Genomic DNA, 17,490 nt, shown 5'->3' with positions numbered 1-17,490 from the left:
GATACAGGGTGGGGTGAATGGATATATTGACTGAACAGGGGCCGGACTACGACGAGTGCCTCTCGCGAATCAAGGAAAAATACGGTCCAAATATACATATTCTCCGACAAAAAAAAATCCGTATGGGCGGCTTCCTCGGTTTTTTTGAAAAAGAAGGCGTCGAACTGAGCTTCATGCTTACCCGCGACCCGTCGCGCCTTATGTCGTCCGGTTACGGCGCCCGGCCGGTAGATTTCGATGAAGAGCGTAAGAAAATCATCCGGCAGGCGGCTCAAACATCGCCGGAACTGGCTACCCGGGTTGCGCCTCATATGGCCGCTCTCGCCGCAAGAACCGCCGAATCCGCCTCTACTACAATGAAAAGTTCCTCTTCCTCTTCCAGCGGGCGAACAGAGCCGGACAGTCTGGAAACCATCCTGAAGGTTGTCCGCAAGCTCGAATCCCGCCTCGATAAGGAAGAAGAAGGCGCATCCCGTTCAGAAGAACACGAATCCATATCCCGGATCGAAAAACTTCTTGAACAGAACGATTTCTCCGCATCATTCATCAGAACAATGATCGGCCGCCTTAAAAAACAGTTTTCCCTTGAAGAACTCGATTCCTTCGATTCTGTCCAGGATGCAGTCGTATCCTGGATAGGCGAGTCGGTTCCGATAGCCGATCTCGCTCATCACGACAAGCCGCGGATCATCGTTCTTGTCGGCCCCACCGGAGTCGGAAAAACCACCACTGTCGCTAAACTCGCGGCGGCGTATTCCCTCGCTCCGGTAAAAAGCGCGCGGCCTCTCAATGTCCGGGTTATTACTATCGATAATTACCGCATCGGAGCCAAACAGCAGATTGAAATTTACGGTAATCTCATGAATATTCCCGTCTCTTTCGCGGAATCTGCCCGCGATCTGCAAGACCTCATGGTTCTTCATCAAGATGCCGATGTTATTCTTATAGATACGATCGGAAAAAGCCCGAAGGATTACGGTAAGATCGCCGAAATGCGGCATATTCTGGAGGCCGCGGGAACGATTTCCGAAATGCATCTGACGATGAGCGCGACAACCAAGGCGAGCGATATGAGGGAGATCATGCAGCAGTATGAAACCTTCGGAGTCACCTCCCTTATCATCACCAAGTTCGATGAAACCGCTCATGTAGGCAATATATTGAGCGTAGTGCAGGAGCGCGGAAAACCTGTGGCGTATGTTACGACCGGCCAGCGCGTTCCGCAGGATTTCGAACAGGCATCGGTCGTCCGGTTCCTCACCAACCTCGACGGATTCCGGATTAACCGGAGCAAAATCGAGGAGCTCTTTCCCTTGCCGGAAAATAGATTTGAATGGAGACAGTAATGGAAGATCAGGCTGAAACACTGCGATTGCTCATGAAGGACAAAAACCGTTTCGAGGAGACTCAAGAAGCGGTCTCGGATCCGGCTCCGCGGAACGCCCGGAAAACCAGAATCATCACCGTCACCAGCGGGAAGGGAGGCGTCGGCAAGACCAACGTCGCCACCAATATGGCGATCACCTACGGCCAGATGGGCAAGAAGGTTATTCTCATCGACGCCGATCTCGGAATGGCGAACGTTAACGTCATGATGAACCTGATCCCCCAGTATAATCTCTACCATGTCATGCGCAAACAGAAGAAAATGTCGGAGATTATTCTCGACACGGAATACGGGATCAAACTGGTTGCCGGAGCCTCCGGCTTCTCTAAAATTGCGAACATGACCGAAGAAGAGCGCAACTCCTTCATCGAAGAACTGTATTCGCTCTCGGACGCCGACATCATCATCATAGACACCAGCGCGGGCATCTCGAAAAACGTGCTTGGCTTCGTAGCGGCAGCGGATGAAGTAGTCGTAGTCACCACTCCCGAACCGACGGCAATTACCGACGCGTACGGGATGATTAAAATCATCGCTACCGAAGTCGACAATTTGAATATTAATCTTAAAATGATCGTAAACCGCGTTCAAACCGCTTCTGAAGGCAAACGGGTGGCCGATCGGATGATTCAAATCGCCGCTCAATTTCTCAATCTGAAAATCGAGTATCTGGGATTCATATACGACGATTTGTTGGTGAGTCAATCGGTACTGCGTCAAAAACCGTTTATAATAAACGACCCGAAAGGCAAGGCTTCGGTCTGTCTCCGACACATTGTGTCGCGAATCGAGAAAACCGATTTTCAGGAAACCGAAGGATTCGGACGATTCATGCGCAAGCTTCTCGGGCGCGACTGGAGCTGACGGGCGAGCCCTCCCTCATATTAAAAAAACCTTGACCAGACCCTCTTTTTCGCATAGTCTATATGGGGAGGGGGAGGCATGTTCAATTCGAAAGCACCTGTATTCGCTGCAGTTGCAGGTTTCCTTCTTTCCCTTCTCACCGGTTTTGTAAGCGGAGTTCCCTTTCCCCTCGTTTTTTTTCGCGCGTCGGGAATGTCTGTTCTCTGGGGGGCGATAGCCTTCGGAATTCTTTTTCTGGTTCAGAAGTTTCTTCCGGAGCTTACCTCGCCTTTTTCAGATTCAGGGGCGGATGAGGATTCTCCCGGATCGTCCGTAAACATAACGATCGACGATCCTCTATCCGATTCTTCTTCCGCTTCCGGCGGTTTTCCTTCGGATGCGCCATTGCCCGATTTTCTGTCCGGTCAGAAAAATTCTCCAGAAAGTGGTATACTGGGATCAGCCGAATCATCGCCTGGAATAGAGGGTTTGCCCGGAGATTCTCTCGCGAATCAAAAATCAGGCGGTTCAGCTTCGGTGCAGGAAAAACCGGCTTTTATTCCCGGATATCCTGCTTCCCCGGCAGCGCAGCAAGCCGCAAAGCATTCGGCGCATCGAACAGACGGTTTGGATGAATTGCCTGATCTGGATGATTTTATTCCGGCTCAGGGAGTCGAACAGGAGCAGAAAGACGAGATTTCTTCCGGGCTTGGCGATTCATCCCCGGGAGGAACATCTTCGCTTTTCTCGGGCGACGATTCCGGTTCGTCTCCGGGAGAAGCGGTAACTATGGCAAAGGCGATTAGGACTATATTGGCTCGGGAACCTTGAACCGCCGAATTTTGGCCGGGATTTAGACATAACAAAAGGGTGTAGTACATGGGGAATGCGCTTTTAGAGCAAAAAACTGAAGAAGAATTGTGGGAAGACTATAAAAAGAAAAAGGACCCCGCGATTCGAGAATTTTTTATCAAGCAATATGCTCCTCTGGTTAAATACGTTGCGGGTAAGGTAGCTGTCGGCATGCCGAACAATGTCGAATTCGACGATCTGGTCGGCTTCGGAGTGTTCGGATTATTGGACGCAATCGATAAATTCGATCCGGATAAAAACGTTAAGTTTAAAACATACGCGGTAACCCGAATCAGGGGATCCATTTTCGACGAACTTCGTTCAATGGATTGGGTTCCGCGCTCAGTCCGCCAAAAAACGCGCGAAATCGAGGATGCCGTCTCCCGTCTTGAATCCAGGCTGGGACGGACCGCGAGCGACAGCGAAGTGGCCGGCTCTCTCGGAGTTTCGGAAGACGAATTCCATCAAACCCTTTTCAAGATTTCCGGCACCTCCATCATGTCGCTCAACGATGTCTGGTACTCGGGAGACGATTCTGAACGGATATCGATCGGAGACAGCATCGAATCTCCTTCTTCGATGAATCCTGACGTCATCGTCGAAAAAGAAGAGATTAAACGGGTCATCGTCGAAGCTATCAATGAACTGCCGGAAAAAGAAAAAATGGTGTTGGTCCTCTATTATTACGAGGATTTGACATTGAAAGAAATCGGTCAGGTTTTAAACGTTACCGAATCCCGGGTTTCTCAGCTGCATACAAAGGCTAACTTGCGGTTGCGGGCTAAATTGACGAACATCAGGAAAGGCATTCTATAGGCCGGGGAGATTCGCAGTGGTCAATCTTGAACAAATCCGCGAGGCAATGGCACGTCAGCTTGAGGAAGATCAGTCACGGGTTTTTGTCGAGGTAACCGGAGATACTCTGGAAGAGGCTCTAGCCAATGCCGGTATACAGCTTAATGTTCCTGTTCGAGACGTAGAATATGAAATTCTGCAGCGCGGAACCAACAGCTTTTTTGCGTTAAATAAAAAAAACTGGTATTTGAGGGCGTATCAAACCCAAAAGTCCAAGAAAGCAGCCCTCGCTGCCCAGAAAAAAGCGGCCGCCGATACGACTGCAGCCGAAGCCGTACCTGTTATTGAAGACCGCAACGGCGATGTCTTTGTTTTCTGCGCCTTCGACGGTGTTTTCATAAAAGTAACTCCTCCCGTCGGAAACGGATCAGACGCTACCGTGCGGGACGCGATGGAACGCCTCAGGGATCGCGGTTTAACAGGCTTTGCAGAGGATGTTCTTAAACCCGTGGTGAAGTCCGCGGCGGGAGAATACGTAAAAATCGGGCCTTATAAACACAACCCGGGCAACGACGCTCTCATGTCTGTCGATATCACTGATCAGGAAATGAAGGCCTGGCTCTTCGCAACCCCCCCAGGCCCTGGAGGAGCGGATCTTTCCGCGGACATGATCATAGCTTTTTTAAAAAACAATCGCGTCGTAGCGGGCATCGACGAAGAGCGGATCCGGGAATTCCAGGATAGACCGATCTACAAGCAGAATTATCTGGTTGCGGAGGGAATAAAGCCTCAGGACGGCGCCGACGCGAAAATCATTTATAATTTTGAAACGGATCGCACAAAAATAAGGCTCAAGGAAAGCGCTTCCGGTAAAGTCGACTTCAAAGAACTCAACCTCGTCCAGAACGTCGTGGAAGGCCAGCCCCTCGCCCAGAAAATTCTGGCTGAACGGGGAAAGGGCGGTAAGACGGTCACGGGAAAATATCTCGAAGCGAAAAACGGAAAAGATATTCCGATGCCGCTCGGAAAAAACACCCGGCTGGCAGAAGACGGCTTGACGATCGTAGCGGAAACGAACGGCCAGGTTCTGATCTTGAATAATAAAATCAACGTCGAGCCGATTCTCAATATAGACGGCGATGTTTCGCTTAAAACCGGCAACATCATGTTCCTCGGCAATGTGTACATCAGCGGAAACGTTGAAGACGGCTTCTCCGTCAAGGCTTCCGGAAATATCGAAGTCAAGGGTACGGTCGGCAAGTCCGATCTCGACGCCGAAGGCGATATAGTCGTCGGCCAGGGCATCGCCGGAAAGGGAGAGGGCTTTGTCCATGCCGGAAAATCGATATGGTCTAAATTCATCGAAAACACCAAGGTGGAAGCCGGCGAATTCGTCATCGTCTCGGACGGAATCATCAATTCACAGGTAGCGGCTAACCGTAAAATTCTCTGCCAGGGCAAGCGCGCGGCGATCATCGGCGGAATCTTGAGCGCAGCTGAAGAAATACACGCAAAAAGCCTCGGCAGCCTCGGCGGAGCGAGCGAAACTGTTCTAAACGTCGGTTTCGATCCAAGAAGCAAGGAACGCCTGGACGTTCTTCTTGCAAACAAACAAGCGGCTGAAAGAGAACTTGAAGACGTAGAATTGAATTTCAACACGCTGCTTAATATGAAGAAGCAGAAAAAGGACTTTCCCGAAGAAAAGGAAGCAATACTTAAAAAGTACGGCGAACGCCAATACATCCTTAAAACCGAATTGGAAGAAGTCGATCTTGAAATCAAGCAGATTCAGGATTACCTTAATACCCTGAAAACAAAGGGAAAGGTGTCCGCTTCCGTCAAGGTATACGCCGGCGTTAAAATCGTGATCAGGGACTTCACGGAAGAAGTCCGGGCCGACTGCAAGGCGACCACGTTCTATCTGGAAAACGGTCTGATCCGGTACGGAAAATATCAGGGCGCCGACGATGATATGAAGAGGGTTCCCAGTGGCTATACAGCCGATTGACCTGCAAACCCTGTATACTCAGCTCGATAAGATAGGCAAAAGCCAGGTCCAACAGCAACAGGCCGCTCAGGCGGCGAGAGACCAGGATATGGCGAAGAATGTACAGGACGCGGCAGAGCGGCTCCGTACCGTCCACGGAACCGAGGCGGGAGACGAGTCCGCAGGAGCGGTTCATGAACGCGGTTCTTCCGGAGAAGAACCGGCTCCGAATCCGGATAAAAAGCAAAAAGATTCACAGAATGATGAACCGGCTCCCGACAAGGAGATCATACAGGATCCTGCTTTAGGCAAACATATAGATATTTCAGGATAATTCATGACGTTTACCGCGGTGTTTCTGTTACTTCTAAATATCCTCCTTTTCATAGTTTTTTATTACATTTTGCGTTCGAGGTTTTCCGAAAAGAGAATTCTTCGCGATATACGACAGGAAGTCGACCGGCTTCTTGTGGATCTGGGGCGCGAGGCGGATCGCGACGTCGCCCTTCTCGAGAGCAGGATTGCGTCGCTGCGCTCTCTCATCGACGAGGCCGACAGGCGTACGGCCCTCGCCGGTAAAGAAACAGAAAAAAGACGGCAGGTGGCCGATATTATCTCTGTTCCCTACGAGCCGCCGCTTCCAACACCATCGGCAGCGCCTCATGCTCCTTCTGCAACGCTTCACTCTCAGCCCGTGGTCGTCCGCGACGAGCCGGTGGTAATCTACACAAAACCTGCGCCCCGCCCATCTTCTAAGACTTTTCTGCCGACCGAAACGACCCGCGATAAGGTCGTCGATCTGTTTCAAAAAGGCTTTTCTTCCGATTTAATAGCCTCGACTCTGTCGCTGTCGCTTGGAGAGGTCGAACTGATTTTGGATATGAACAATTCAAGTATGTGACAAGTTTGTCGATACTTGAAAAGATGGTAACGACTGAACGGTTGTATAAATCGGATAATTTTCTCCCTCTTCAGCATTCATGCGCCAGAAGCGAGTATTTATACCAGGTCCGCATTTATGAAGAGTCTTCACCGTTCCGCTCGGTGCGTTCAGGCAATCTGCGAATGCGGATGCTCCTCGGATTCATCGAGGCGAAAGCGATAGTAATAGACGCGATCATCAAATCCGACGACTCTCTCCACTATCTTTCCGTTATGTGCACGTCGCCCGCTCCTCCGCGGATTTTTTCGAACATTCTGCATAGCGTTTCGCCCCGGATCATCATCGAGGAAATTGACCGCAGAAGAGTCGAGGACGCCCTTTGCGGACGCGCTGTGTACGACTCTTCGACCCAATCGACGATACCCTTCGCGAGGGCCTTCAAGTCGCTTCATGAATCGAGAAGGATGCTGATCACTATTTTGCTTGAGTATCGCGCGCTCGTTGCCGAGTATGCGCCTCTGCTCCAATCTACGGCTCCTCTGACCGCAATTAAGACGAATCCATCCTTGACCGTTCCTTTTTTGTTTTTCGAACAGGACGGAGAACTGTGCGGGTTGCCGGAATTCCAGGTCCAGTCAGTTTCTCCCGGCGCGAACGGGTCTTCTATCGTCCAAATCAATCACGATTACGGAAGCCGCGTTCTGGTATGCTCTAACGTCGTCAGCATAAAACACATACCGATACCAGCCTGCCGCATAGAAAACCGGCGGACTCGCGGCTACTACCCGGTTTCCGCCCCGGTCGGCGGCATTAACTTTTCCTTCACCCTTATTATCCCATCCTATCTTTAAAATAGAGAAGGCTGCCATGCAACTACTTGCAGGACAGCCTTCTTCTGCATTCTCGCCCATTACGCGCCTGAATCGAACATTCCTGCGCGTAATAAGCAGGATTCAGCCTTTCATTACAGCTGTATGCGGGCTCCGAGGTTCGCTCCCCAGTTTCCGCTGAGGATGTTGTACATGCCGGTCAGATCGATTTTCAGAAGGAGGAGATTGAAGGAAGTTCCTCCGTAAATCCTCATTCCCAGCTGAGGGTCGTCCGCGGTGCTGACGGTCTTCGTCTGGTTGATCAGCTTGTATGTCGCCTCGGACATGGAAAGCGACGCTGCCGCTCCCAGGTAGGGGGTCGCGATGATCAAGCCCTTGGAAATCTGAGCCTTGGCTTCGATGACCTGGGTTGAGAAATCGATTGCGAGCTCCTGGTCGGGGAGATTGGGTTCTTCCGCTCCGGGATAGTTAAAGTCGACAAGATCGTTCGGATCAAACATATAAGATACGCTTCCCGAGGTGTAGTAGTATCCGAGGCCTACGCTTACGCTCGGCATCGCGAGGTTTCCCTTCAGAAGGGCGTAGCGTATGTCAGCTCCGATGTTCATATAGCCGATTGTTACATCGTCGAACGTGAATTCCGGGAGAAGTCCGCCCCGCAATCCGATGTCGAAGGGGAGCAGGAATCCTCCGATTCTGCCTTCGATAGCGAAATTGGGAAGAACGAGCTCTTCAACGGGCAAGTCCTGACCCGTGAGTTCAATGGCTGTTTTAAGAGCTGTTACGGGAAATCTTGAAACACCCGCCGCGACGCCCGCGCCGAAATGAGGGGGGATGCCCACAATCTGGCCGATATATGCGTCGGACCATGCGCCTCCTACGACTGCGTTGTCCGGAAGGGCGGTGTTGATTTCGACGAGAAAATCTTCAAGGGCTGCGTTGAACTGGTCGAGGGTTTCGTCTGGCGTCTGCGCGCTTGCGAAACCAGCGGCAAGCACGAGAGTCAACAGGAAACTTGAAAGTCTTTTCATAGTGTAAGTCCTCCGTCTGCAACTATACTCCCGAAGGAGCATAAAATCAACTCAAGCCAAATCAGGTTTTTTTTCCTGGTTGTATTGACTTTTTTTTTCATACTGGGTATAAGTAATTCATCAAGCCGTTGTAGCTCAGTTGGTAGAGCAATGGACTGAAAATCCATGTGTCGACAGTTCAATTCTGTCCGACGGCAAACCACCCGATAAGGGTGGTTTTTTTTTGTTTTAAACGGCGGTTCTTTATTTTTTTGCTTTTTAATCCGACACTGTAATTGAAGAATCCGCAAGCGCGAGGTGTATTGTGAGAACCGCATTGATTCATTCTCCTTCCACAGAAGACAAGGCGTTGGTTGTCGGATCCATCATGACCACTAAAGGATGCGGCGTCGAGTATTTCAATATTAAAAGAATCTGGGACAGCGCGTACTGCAGAAATCCCGTGCAGGTTCTGGACAGCAAGTCCCATCTCGTGTACATATCGGACGGAGACTCGGACGATCTTTCCTCCTTCCTTTTTTTCGCCGGCATGGCGTTGGGAAAGGGCATCCGGGTAATAGTCGTGGAAATCGCGAAAGGACTGGTTATTCCTGAAAACATCCGCCATCTGGGAGTGGTTTTAAAACCCGAAGAATTCGAAGATTTCATATATACTGAAATAGAAAGATTCCGCATCGAAGATAAAAAAGCCCATGCAAGGCGCATCTTGCTTGATCGCGGCATTTCCTGCTTCGACGAGAATTTCATCATGATGGTTACCTCGGGCGACGCCGAATCGGTATCTCTTTTTTTGGATGCAGGTTTCGACCCTTCTCTTGCAGACGCGAAAGGAACCCCCGTATTGTCTTTGGCCGTTCGAGCTCAATTTCCGAAGGTTGTTTCCCGTTTGATCGACGCGGGCGCGGATATAAACAGACTGTCCCATGATCGCGGGTATTCCCCGCTTATGGACGCCGTTCAAAAGAACGACGCAGCTATTGCGGGAATTCTTCTGGAAAGAGGAGCTGACCCCGACATTAGAAGCAAGGACGGACAAACGGCTCTGGTCGTTGCCACGGGAAGGGGAGACGCGGACATGTGTTCCCTCCTTCTTGCGCACGGCGCGAGTCCCGACATTAAAGACAGCCTTGGAATGTCTTCGAAGGATTACGCCCGTCTTTTTAAAAATGAAAAATTGCTGGAGCTTTTCAACCATACCTCATCATGATACAATCGCTTCCATGAAAAGCATCGTGTTTACCGGCGGAGGCACTGGCGGCCACATCTTTCCGGGTTTGGCAATAATCGAAGAGTTTCTGAAAAAATCCGATCTTTCGGTGTATTGGATCGGTTCTTCGCGCGGCGTCGACCGCGAACTTGTCTCCGGCGCCGGAATATCATTCAAGGGCATCCCGACGGGCAAATTGCGCAGATACGCGAGTTTTCAAAACTTCACGGACATATTCAGAATCGCGGGCGGTTTTTTCGTTTCGCTCGGATATCTGCTTAAGGATCGCCCCCTTCTCGTTTTTTCGAAAGGCGGATTCGTAAGCGTTCCGGTGTGCTGCGCAGCCTGGGTTCTGCGAATTCCGGTGTTCACGCATGAGTGCGATTTCTCTCCCGGCCTTGCCACCCGCATCAATTCCCTGTTTGCGAAGAAAATTCTGGTTACCTACGATGAAACTAAAAAATTCTTCTCTCCTTCCAAACAACAGAAAGCGGTCGTCGTCGGCAATCCGGTGCGATCCGCCTTCTACTCCGCGCGCTCAGATGCAGGGCGGATTTTTCTTGGAGCGGACAAGTCCGGCCTTCCCATTCTGCTCGTTCTCGGCGGCAGCCTCGGCGCGCGGCAGGTGAACGAACTGGTGAGCCGGTCGTTGAAAGAATTGTGCCGATTTTTCATCGTCGTTCATCAGACGGGTCCTTCCCACTTCGATCAAACGGAGCTTTACGACGACCCTGAAACCGCCGGGCGCTACAAGCCGTATCCGTTCATCAGAGACGAGATGGCCGACGTTCTCGCTTCCGCATCCCTTGTGGTGGCCAGGGCCGGAGCGAATACGGTTTGGGAATGCGCGGCCGCGGGAAAACCGATGATCCTCATTCCTCTGGAGAAAGGAAGTTCCCGCGGAGACCAGGTTGAAAACGCTCACTTTTTCGAGACTCGCGGAGCTGCAGTTAGTCTCACAGGAGAGAACGCGTCGGCGGAGAAATTATGCGCCGTCGTGAGCAACCTTGCGCAGAATCCGGATGCGCTCGCTGCCATGGCGTCCGCGTCGGCAAGATTGATTCAGGCTAACCCCGCGCAAATCATCGCGGATATGCTTATTGAAACGACCATTCAGGGGCCGGTATGACGATAGCTCCCTTCGACTTAGTCTGCTTATTGATAATTGTGTTGCTGGTGATAAAGGTAACGCTTACAGGCTTTATCGCGGAGTTTTTCTCCCGAGCCGCGATACTCATCGGCCTGATGGGCGGAATTCTCTTTTTCCGCACCCTGGAACCCTATGCGGCGCGCATTCTCGGTCCCGGCGTATTCGCGGCGCCGGCATCCTTCCTTTCTATTTTTCTGGTGTTGTATCTGGCAATAAAACTTTTGCAACAGTTGGCGGGCAATGCCTTCGAGGGAGAAACCATGGCGAATCTGGACCGCGCCCTCGGCTTTTTCCTGGGTTTCGCAGAGGGCGTTCTGCTTGTCATGGTCGTGCTTTCACTCATGACCATGCAGCCGTGGTTCGACGTTTCGTCGCTGTTGGAGGGAAGCTTGTTCGCCCGTCTCCTGCTGCCCTTTGTTCAAGAAGGACGATCCGCGATTTCCGGCTTTTTGCCGGCATAGTCAGAATTACCCATCCCGGAGGATGCATACATAATGTTCGAGAACGTCATTTCCCAACCAGCTGCCGTTTTATTGATGGACGATATACGAGGCAGCAGGCTTCCCCCTTCGATACTCTTTTCTGGCCCGTCGTCTTCGGGAAAATTGACCGCTGCCCTGGAACTGGCCCGCTCGTTATCCTGCAAAAACGCCGACGCGCCTTGGCAATGCGAATGTCCTTCCTGTCTTCGGCATAAGGAATTGGTTCATCCAGATCTATTAATTATCGGTTCGCGCAATTGTTATCTGGAAATTCAGGCATCGGCGGAAGCTTTTTTGAGATCTCAAACACAGGCTTCGCGCTATCTATTCATACGGGCCGTGCGTAAATTGACGCTTCGCTTTCATCCGGTACTGCAGGAAGGCGACGAATCCCGCTTTTCGAAAGCCGCCTCTCTTTTAGCCGACATCGAAGAAGCGCTTGAGGAGTTTTCCCCGCGCCGACCGATAGAAAGCGACTCCGAAGCGCTGAAGAAAAAGGTCGAGTCCCTGAAGAATCTCGCGGGAAAGCTCGAGGATGATTTTCTTACTGATTCGATTCCCGTCAGCCAGGTGCGGAACGCTTCTTCCTGGGTTCGGCTGAGCCCGGCGGGAAAACGCAAAATACTGATTGTCGAAAACGCCGATCGCATGCAGGAATCCGCGCGCAACGCTTTCCTGAAAGTGTTGGAGGAGCCGCCGGAAAACGTCGCCTTCATTCTTACGACGAACCGCAGAGGCGCCATCCTTCCCACGATACTGTCCAGGGTTCGCACCTACGCCTTCGTGGAGAGATCCATCGCGTCTCAGCATGAAGTAATTTCCCGGGTTTTCAGGGACGTGCCTCAGGAAGGCTCCACGCTCGATGCCTATTTCAACCGCTTTCTTCCGGTCTCGCCCGAGCAGATCTCCGCCGCGGCTTCGGCCTTCCTGAACGGAATCCTTCTCGACGCCCTCGACGAAGGACGCCGGCCGCTTCCGGCCTTGAAGGAGTCGCTCCGTTCCGATTCCGCACCTCGTATGGATTCTGATTCCGGCGCTCCGGCCTCGATACTTGCAATCCTGAATCGATGCAAGCCTTCGATCGTCTGGACGCTGTTCTTGAGCCGGATCGCCCGCTATATGCGGGACGCGCTTCGAAACGATTCAGCAGACGCGCGCGAAATTTCCTGTTTCAGCCGGTGGACGGTTTTGCTGAGAGACGCTTCCGATTCGGTTAATGTGTATAATATCGGCGCCCAGGCGGCGATTGAAAAACTTCGGGAAGAGATGAAGGCCGCCTTATGAGGGAATTCATCAGAAGGGCGCTGCAGAAGACTTCGAGAATGAACAACGAGCAGATGCAGAGTCTGCTCGGCCTCGTCACCGAAGAATACGAACTGTTGGACGCCGTTCTGGATTCTGTTTCCATCGGCATCATCGTCTGCGATTCCTTCCACATCATGGTGCAGAACAACAAGGCTTCGTCTCGCATACTTCCCATGGAATTTCACGATATTCAGGATCGGCCGGTATGGAGCTGCATCCGCGATCCGGAGATTTCCGCCTTCGTGCACGAAACCATCGAATCGGAAGAAAACGCCGCTCCCCGCGACTTCGTCATCGATACGGCGTCTGATCGACGCATCCTGAGCCTTGCCGTCATGCCTCTCGTCAGAAGCAAAAGCGTCAGGGGAACGATCATAACGATAGAAGACGTTACGGACCGCCGTGCCGACGAAATGAGGAACCGCAGGCTTGAAAGCCTGGCGAGCCTGACGAATCTTGCCGCGACGGTCGCGCATGAAATCAAAAATCCGCTGGGATCGATCAGCATCTATGTGCAGCTTTTACGGAAAAACATCGCCTCCTGCGGAGAGACCCTTTCGCCTCAGAACGTAAAGTATCTCGACGTCGTCGACGAAGAGATCGAGCGGCTTAACCGGATCGTGGTGGATTTCCTGTTCGCGGTCAGACCCCTGAAATTCGAATTTTCTCCCGTGGACATCAACGCCCTCGTGCTCTCTCTGGCGGACTTTTTCTCAGGCGAGCTCGAACAGCACAAGATCCATCTGCAGCTCGATCTTGCCCAGGGGTTGCCTTCGATCCGCGGCGACGACCGTTTCCTGCGCCAGATGCTCATTAATCTGGTTAAAAACGCGATCGCGGCCATGCCGTTGGGCGGTTCTATCCATTTGAAAACCCGCCTCAGGGACGATGTGATTTTGCTTGCGGTGGAAGACACCGGAACAGGCATCCCCGACGACGTGATTCACAAGATATTCGAGCCGTATTTTACGACGAAGGTCGACGGAACCGGACTCGGTTTGACGATGACGTATAAAGTAGTGAAGGAGCACGGAGGAGACATACAGGTGAAATCAGAGGCCGACAAGGGTACCTGCTTCACCATAACGCTGCCCGTTCTCCGTCGCGCGCAGAAGCTGCTCGGCTATGAGGAGTTTTCCACATGATTAAATTTACCATACTCGTAATCGACGACGAAAAAAATATCCGCGCAGGCCTTGCCGCCGCCCTTGAAATGGACGGTTACGAGGTGATGCAGGCGAGCGACGGCAAGGAAGGCCTTGAAATCGCCCTGCACAACGAAATCGATCTGGTCATCACCGATCTTCGGATGCCGGGCGTGAGCGGAGAGGAAGTGCTGCGCAGGGTGACGAGCGAAAAACCCGGCGTCCCGGTCATCGTGCTGACCGGCCACGGAACGGTCGAGACGGCAGTCGACGCTATGCGTTCGGGCGCGTATGATTTTCTGACGAAACCGCTGAATCTCGACCGGCTTTCCCTTTTAGTGAAGAGGGCGCTGCAAAACCGCGAACTGGTATTGCAGCATCGGGAGCTGGAGCGGGAGGTAGAAGGCCGGAAAACCTTCGAGCACATAATCGGTAAAAGCCCGTCCATGCTCAAGGTTTTCGACGTCGTGAAGCGCGTCGCGGCGACCAAGGCCTCCGTTCTCATCACCGGAGAAAGCGGCGTGGGGAAAGAGCTCATCGCGAACGCCCTTCATAATCTTTCGCCTCGAAGCGCCAATCCCTTTATTAAAGTACATTGCGCCGCCCTGGCTGAATCCCTGCTCGAAAGCGAGCTGTTCGGCCATGAAAAGGGTTCTTTCACCGGCGCGGTCTCCCGAAAGCGCGGACGCTTCGAGTTGGCTCATTCGGGCACGATTTTTCTCGATGAAATCGGCGAGATAGACCAAACCGTGCAAATTAAAATACTTCGCGTTCTCCAGGAAAAGATGTTCGAGCGCGTCGGCGGGGAGGAAACCCTCGAGGTCGATGTCCGGGTGATCGCCGCAACGAACCGCGATCTTGAGAAAGAGATCGCCGAAGGCCGCTTCCGCGAAGATCTGTATTATCGCCTGAACGTGGTCAGGATACACGTCCCGCCGCTCCGCGACAGGAAGGACGATCTGCCGCTCATGATTACGGCCTTCATCAGGGAATTTGCCGAGGAAAACGGGAAGAAGATCGAAGGCATCGATCCGAAGGCCAGGTCCGCCTTGTACGCGTACGACTGGCCCGGCAATATCCGCCAGCTGAAAAACTGCATCGAAAGCGCGGTGGTGATGAGCTCCGGCTCGATCATCACTCTGGACGATCTTCCTCCGTCGATCAGACAGGGCGACGAGACTCCGCTCCTTCATATTCCGGTCGGGGTGACCATGGCGGAAGCGGAAAAACAGGTTATTTTGCAAACTCTATCGACTCAGAACGGCAATAAAAGCAAGACTGCGGAGGTGTTGGGAATCGGACGGAAAACGCTTCATCGGAAATTATCTGACTACGGCGTGGAAAAGGATGGTTCGCTGGATCTCGATGAAAACGAAGGCGATGCGTAGTCGTCAGGAAACGATGCCGGTGTCGAACCATCTGGAAATGCGTCTCCAGGCTTCGGTGATTCCCGCAGCCCGTCTCGCAGCCTCGTTTTTCTGTTCCTGATCGCCTTCGATGCGGTCCGGGTGGCATTTCATCATGAGCTTTTTCCACGCCGATTTGCATTCCGCGAGGGAGCTGCCCGGAGGGAGGCCGAGTACGGCGTAATCGGCCGAGAGCTCTGCCGGAACAGCGATTAATTCCGGTTTTTTCGCGGTGCGGGGAGGGGGTCTTCTTTCCGTTCTGTTGCCAGCCTTTCTTCCCCTTCCGTCGTGGGGATCCCAGGAAGCGAACGGATCTTCATCGCTGTTTAGCCTGTCTTTCAAGATGCTTCCGAGACGTTCGTAATAATCTTCAGCCATGACGCAGCGGCCTCCCGAAAAAACTATACCCGCAAAAAAACACTTTTACAAGCAAGCTCACTTGCAAAGTCCGATGCAGTTCTATAAACTCATGGTATGCTCTAATGTACATGGGAGTCATAAGATGAAAGTCAAAAAAAGATCGTTCGGCACCTTGTCTTCTGGCAAGAAAGTGTCTCTTTTCACGGTTACTAACGGCGAAATGTCCTTTTCGGTAACGAATTTAGGTTGCGCCATCACCAGCATTCTTCTTCCTTCTTCCAATAGAATCCCGGTAGACGTGGTTCTCGGATATTCCACCCTCGACGGATACGCGTTGAACGGTCCCTATCTCGGATGTTTGGTAGGCCGCTTTGCAAACCGCGTTTCAGGAGCTGCTTTCGAGGTTGCCGGACAAACCTGGTCCCTCGATTCCAACGATCACGGAAACTGCCTTCACGGCGGGCGGCCCGGTTATCACAAGACGGTCTGGGACGCCGAAGTCTTCGCGAATTCGCGCGAAGCGGGCGTTATTTTTCGAAGGCGAAGCCCCGCAGGCGAACAAGGCTTCCCCGGAAATCTCGATATGAAGGTTGTGTACGCCCTGACCGCTGCAAACGACATCGTGCTTCGGTATTCCGCTAAAACGGACCAGCCGACTCATGTAAATCTTACCAATCATACCTATTTCAACCTCGCCGGCCACGATTCAGGTTCAGTGTTGAACCATGAGGTTCAGCTCTTCGCCGATCGGTACACCCCTGTCGATCAAAACGCTATTCCCTCGGGAAAAATTCTCGATGTCGCGGGAACGCCCTTCGATTTCAGAGCCGGTAAGAAAATCGGCCTCGATATTGATAAAGTTCCCGGCGGTTTCGACCACAATTGGGAGATCAACCGTGCCGGCGATCCTTTGAATCCGGTCGCCTTGGTTACCGATCCCGTTTCGGGACGCAAGCTCACCGTAGAATCAACCCAGCCCGGCGTTCAGTTTTATACCGGTAATTTTCTCTCCGGCGAAATCGGCAAGCTCGGCGCGCGCTATGAAAAAAACGCGGGATTCTGCCTTGAAACCCAGCATTTCCCCGATACTCCGAACAGGCCCGAATTTCCTCCCAGCATTCTTCTTCCCGGCGACCGATATCGCCAGGAAACGGTATGGCATTTCGATTTTGAGCAATAAGCATTCAACATAACTTGAGAGAGGTGACTATGGACGTCCAGTTACAGGAACTTGTCGAAAAAATCAGAAAAGACGGTGTTGAGAGTGCCGAGGCCAAGGCCGCGGATATTATCAAAAATGCTGAGGCCAAGGCCGCGGAAATCGTGAAGAACGCCCGCGGCGAAGCCGAATCAATTGTGAAAAAAGCCTCCGAAGAAGCGGAAAGAAGCGAAAAAGCTTCCGTCTCCGCCATTTCCCAGGCCGGCCGAAACCTGATCATTGCTTTTCGCGACAGCATCATCGCAGAATTGAACGCGCTTATCCGCGCGGAGACCGCTTCAGCCTATTCAGAGTCTCTTCTTGCCGAACTTGTTCCCGCAGTGGTCAAGTCCTGGAGCTCGTCCCAGGGAAGCGACGATATCGCCGTGCTCCTTTCTCCCTCTGACGCGGCTAAACTCGAGTCGGGTTTTACCTCGGCATTGAAGTCCCAGATCGCCAAGGGCATGGAACTGAAGATCAGTACCGATGTCTCCAAAGGTTTCAGGATCGGCACCAAAGACGGTTCAGCCTATTATGATTTTTCAGCAGAAGCCGTCGCCGATCTTTTTGCAGCCTATCTGAATCCCCGGGTAGCGGGAATTCTTAAGTCGGCCGCGAAGGAGCTGTAG

Annotated in this window: 18 protein-coding genes and 1 tRNA gene; 17 read left to right on the top strand and 2 right to left on the bottom strand. The window is 52.3% G+C overall.

Going from position 1 to position 17,490, the window contains the following annotated elements; genetic code table 11:
• The first annotated feature begins 17 nt into the window (after window positions 1-17).
• The 8 genes from flhF to K7J14_RS08770 all read left to right on the top strand — a co-directional run bounded on the left by flhF (window position 18) and on the right by K7J14_RS08770 (window position 7,598).
• A complete protein-coding gene (gene flhF / locus K7J14_RS08805) occupies window positions 18-1,346 on the top strand; it encodes a flagellar biosynthesis protein FlhF (RefSeq protein WP_230755381.1) in 1,329 nt (442 codons plus the stop codon).
• Window positions 1,346-2,251: a MinD/ParA family protein gene (locus tag K7J14_RS08800; protein WP_230755379.1), complete on the top strand. Its 906-nt coding sequence runs from the start codon at window positions 1,346-1,348 to the stop codon at window positions 2,249-2,251. Before flhF ends, K7J14_RS08800 begins: the two co-directional genes overlap by 1 nt.
• A gap of 78 nt (window positions 2,252-2,329) precedes the next feature.
• Window positions 2,330-3,061 carry a hypothetical protein gene (locus K7J14_RS08795; protein WP_230755377.1) on the top strand — a complete coding sequence of 244 codons (732 nt, stop codon included), beginning with the start codon at window positions 2,330-2,332 and terminating at the stop codon, window positions 3,059-3,061.
• A gap of 48 nt (window positions 3,062-3,109) precedes the next feature.
• Window positions 3,110-3,898, top strand: a complete 789-nt coding sequence (whiG, locus tag K7J14_RS08790) for an RNA polymerase sigma factor WhiG (protein WP_230755375.1) — start codon at window positions 3,110-3,112, stop codon at window positions 3,896-3,898.
• Window positions 3,899-3,914: 16 nt separating this feature from the next.
• Window positions 3,915-5,885, top strand: coding sequence for a FapA family protein (locus tag K7J14_RS08785; RefSeq protein WP_230755372.1), 1,971 nt, complete (start codon window positions 3,915-3,917; stop codon window positions 5,883-5,885).
• Window positions 5,866-6,198: a hypothetical protein gene (locus K7J14_RS08780; protein WP_230755371.1), complete on the top strand. Its 333-nt coding sequence runs from the start codon at window positions 5,866-5,868 to the stop codon at window positions 6,196-6,198. The genes K7J14_RS08785 and K7J14_RS08780 overlap by 20 nt, the downstream gene beginning before the upstream one ends.
• 3 nt (window positions 6,199-6,201) lie before the next feature.
• The gene (locus K7J14_RS08775) at window positions 6,202-6,765 is read left to right on the top strand and encodes a hypothetical protein (protein ID WP_230755369.1); all 564 of its coding nucleotides are present in this window, start codon (window positions 6,202-6,204) and stop codon (window positions 6,763-6,765) included.
• Window positions 6,766-6,788: 23 nt separating this feature from the next.
• Window positions 6,789-7,598, top strand: coding sequence for a hypothetical protein (locus tag K7J14_RS08770; protein WP_230755367.1), 810 nt, complete (start codon window positions 6,789-6,791; stop codon window positions 7,596-7,598).
• A gap of 113 nt (window positions 7,599-7,711) precedes the next feature.
• Here the strand turns inward: K7J14_RS08770 and K7J14_RS08765 are convergent, their stop codons facing one another.
• Window positions 7,712-8,608 carry a hypothetical protein gene (locus K7J14_RS08765; RefSeq protein ID WP_230755365.1) on the bottom strand — a complete coding sequence of 299 codons (897 nt, stop codon included), beginning with the start codon at window positions 8,606-8,608 and terminating at the stop codon, window positions 7,712-7,714.
• Between the two features lie 124 nt (window positions 8,609-8,732).
• Here K7J14_RS08765 and K7J14_RS08760 point away from each other — a divergent pair.
• From K7J14_RS08760 to K7J14_RS08730, 7 genes are all read left to right on the top strand, one after another.
• Window positions 8,733-8,805: transfer RNA gene (locus tag K7J14_RS08760), tRNA-Phe, on the top strand.
• 107 nt (window positions 8,806-8,912) lie between these two features.
• Window positions 8,913-9,815 carry an ankyrin repeat domain-containing protein gene (locus K7J14_RS16220; RefSeq protein WP_230755363.1) on the top strand — a complete coding sequence of 301 codons (903 nt, stop codon included), beginning with the start codon at window positions 8,913-8,915 and terminating at the stop codon, window positions 9,813-9,815.
• A 13-nt stretch (window positions 9,816-9,828) separates the two neighbouring features.
• A complete protein-coding gene (gene murG, locus K7J14_RS08750; protein WP_230755361.1) occupies window positions 9,829-10,944 on the top strand; it encodes an undecaprenyldiphospho-muramoylpentapeptide beta-N-acetylglucosaminyltransferase in 1,116 nt (371 codons plus the stop codon).
• Window positions 10,941-11,426, top strand: coding sequence for a CvpA family protein (locus K7J14_RS08745; RefSeq protein WP_230755359.1), 486 nt, complete (start codon window positions 10,941-10,943; stop codon window positions 11,424-11,426). The genes murG and K7J14_RS08745 overlap by 4 nt, the downstream gene beginning before the upstream one ends.
• 33 nt (window positions 11,427-11,459) lie before the next feature.
• Window positions 11,460-12,731 carry a hypothetical protein gene (locus tag K7J14_RS08740; RefSeq protein WP_230755357.1) on the top strand — a complete coding sequence of 424 codons (1,272 nt, stop codon included), beginning with the start codon at window positions 11,460-11,462 and terminating at the stop codon, window positions 12,729-12,731.
• Between the two features lie 38 nt (window positions 12,732-12,769).
• Window positions 12,770-13,897, top strand: a complete 1,128-nt coding sequence (locus K7J14_RS08735) for a two-component system sensor histidine kinase NtrB (RefSeq protein WP_230755355.1) — start codon at window positions 12,770-12,772, stop codon at window positions 13,895-13,897.
• Complete coding sequence (locus K7J14_RS08730) at window positions 13,897-15,285, top strand: sigma-54-dependent transcriptional regulator (protein WP_230758833.1); 1,389 nt, start codon at window positions 13,897-13,899, stop codon at window positions 15,283-15,285. Before K7J14_RS08735 ends, K7J14_RS08730 begins: the two co-directional genes overlap by 1 nt.
• Window positions 15,286-15,288: 3 nt before the next feature.
• Here the strand turns inward: K7J14_RS08730 and K7J14_RS08725 are convergent, their stop codons facing one another.
• Entirely contained in the window at window positions 15,289-15,681 is a 393-nt protein-coding gene (locus K7J14_RS08725; protein ID WP_230755353.1) for a J domain-containing protein, read from the bottom strand.
• A 124-nt stretch (window positions 15,682-15,805) separates the two neighbouring features.
• Between K7J14_RS08725 and K7J14_RS08720 the strand changes: the two genes are divergently transcribed.
• Window positions 15,806-16,843, top strand: coding sequence for an aldose epimerase family protein (locus tag K7J14_RS08720; protein ID WP_230755351.1), 1,038 nt, complete (start codon window positions 15,806-15,808; stop codon window positions 16,841-16,843).
• Window positions 16,844-16,872: 29 nt separating this feature from the next.
• Window positions 16,873-17,490, top strand: a complete 618-nt coding sequence (locus K7J14_RS08715) for a V-type ATP synthase subunit E family protein (RefSeq protein ID WP_230755349.1) — start codon at window positions 16,873-16,875, stop codon at window positions 17,488-17,490.

The sequence above is a fragment of the Teretinema zuelzerae genome (assembly GCF_021021555.1).
Classification (GTDB): Bacteria; Spirochaetota; Spirochaetia; order Treponematales; family Treponemataceae; genus Teretinema; species Teretinema zuelzerae.
Note: the sequence above shows the minus strand (reverse complement) of the source record. Positions and strands in the feature narration are given on the sequence as shown.

What these genes read in the sequence shown, in the direction of transcription:
- K7J14_RS08735 (WP_230755355.1), top strand. Translation starts at nt 12,770, where the DNA reads ATGAACAACGAGCAGATGCAGAGTCTGCTCGGCCTCGTCACCGAAGAA.
- K7J14_RS08795 (WP_230755377.1), top strand. Translation starts at nt 2,330, where the DNA reads ATGTTCAATTCGAAAGCACCTGTATTCGCTGCAGTTGCAGGTTTCCTT.
- K7J14_RS08775 (WP_230755369.1), top strand. Translation starts at nt 6,202, where the DNA reads ATGACGTTTACCGCGGTGTTTCTGTTACTTCTAAATATCCTCCTTTTC.
- K7J14_RS08765 (WP_230755365.1), bottom strand. Translation starts at nt 8,608, where the DNA reads ATGAAAAGACTTTCAAGTTTCCTGTTGACTCTCGTGCTTGCCGCTGGT.
- K7J14_RS08800 (WP_230755379.1), top strand. Translation starts at nt 1,346, where the DNA reads ATGGAAGATCAGGCTGAAACACTGCGATTGCTCATGAAGGACAAAAAC.
- K7J14_RS08770 (WP_230755367.1), top strand. Translation starts at nt 6,789, where the DNA reads ATGGTAACGACTGAACGGTTGTATAAATCGGATAATTTTCTCCCTCTT.
- murG (WP_230755361.1), top strand. Translation starts at nt 9,829, where the DNA reads ATGAAAAGCATCGTGTTTACCGGCGGAGGCACTGGCGGCCACATCTTT.
- K7J14_RS08740 (WP_230755357.1), top strand. Translation starts at nt 11,460, where the DNA reads ATGTTCGAGAACGTCATTTCCCAACCAGCTGCCGTTTTATTGATGGAC.
- whiG (WP_230755375.1), top strand. Translation starts at nt 3,110, where the DNA reads ATGGGGAATGCGCTTTTAGAGCAAAAAACTGAAGAAGAATTGTGGGAA.
- K7J14_RS08725 (WP_230755353.1), bottom strand. Translation starts at nt 15,681, where the DNA reads ATGGCTGAAGATTATTACGAACGTCTCGGAAGCATCTTGAAAGACAGG.
- K7J14_RS08715 (WP_230755349.1), top strand. Translation starts at nt 16,873, where the DNA reads ATGGACGTCCAGTTACAGGAACTTGTCGAAAAAATCAGAAAAGACGGT.
- K7J14_RS08720 (WP_230755351.1), top strand. Translation starts at nt 15,806, where the DNA reads ATGAAAGTCAAAAAAAGATCGTTCGGCACCTTGTCTTCTGGCAAGAAA.
- flhF (WP_230755381.1), top strand. Translation starts at nt 18, where the DNA reads ATGGATATATTGACTGAACAGGGGCCGGACTACGACGAGTGCCTCTCG.
- K7J14_RS08745 (WP_230755359.1), top strand. Translation starts at nt 10,941, where the DNA reads ATGACGATAGCTCCCTTCGACTTAGTCTGCTTATTGATAATTGTGTTG.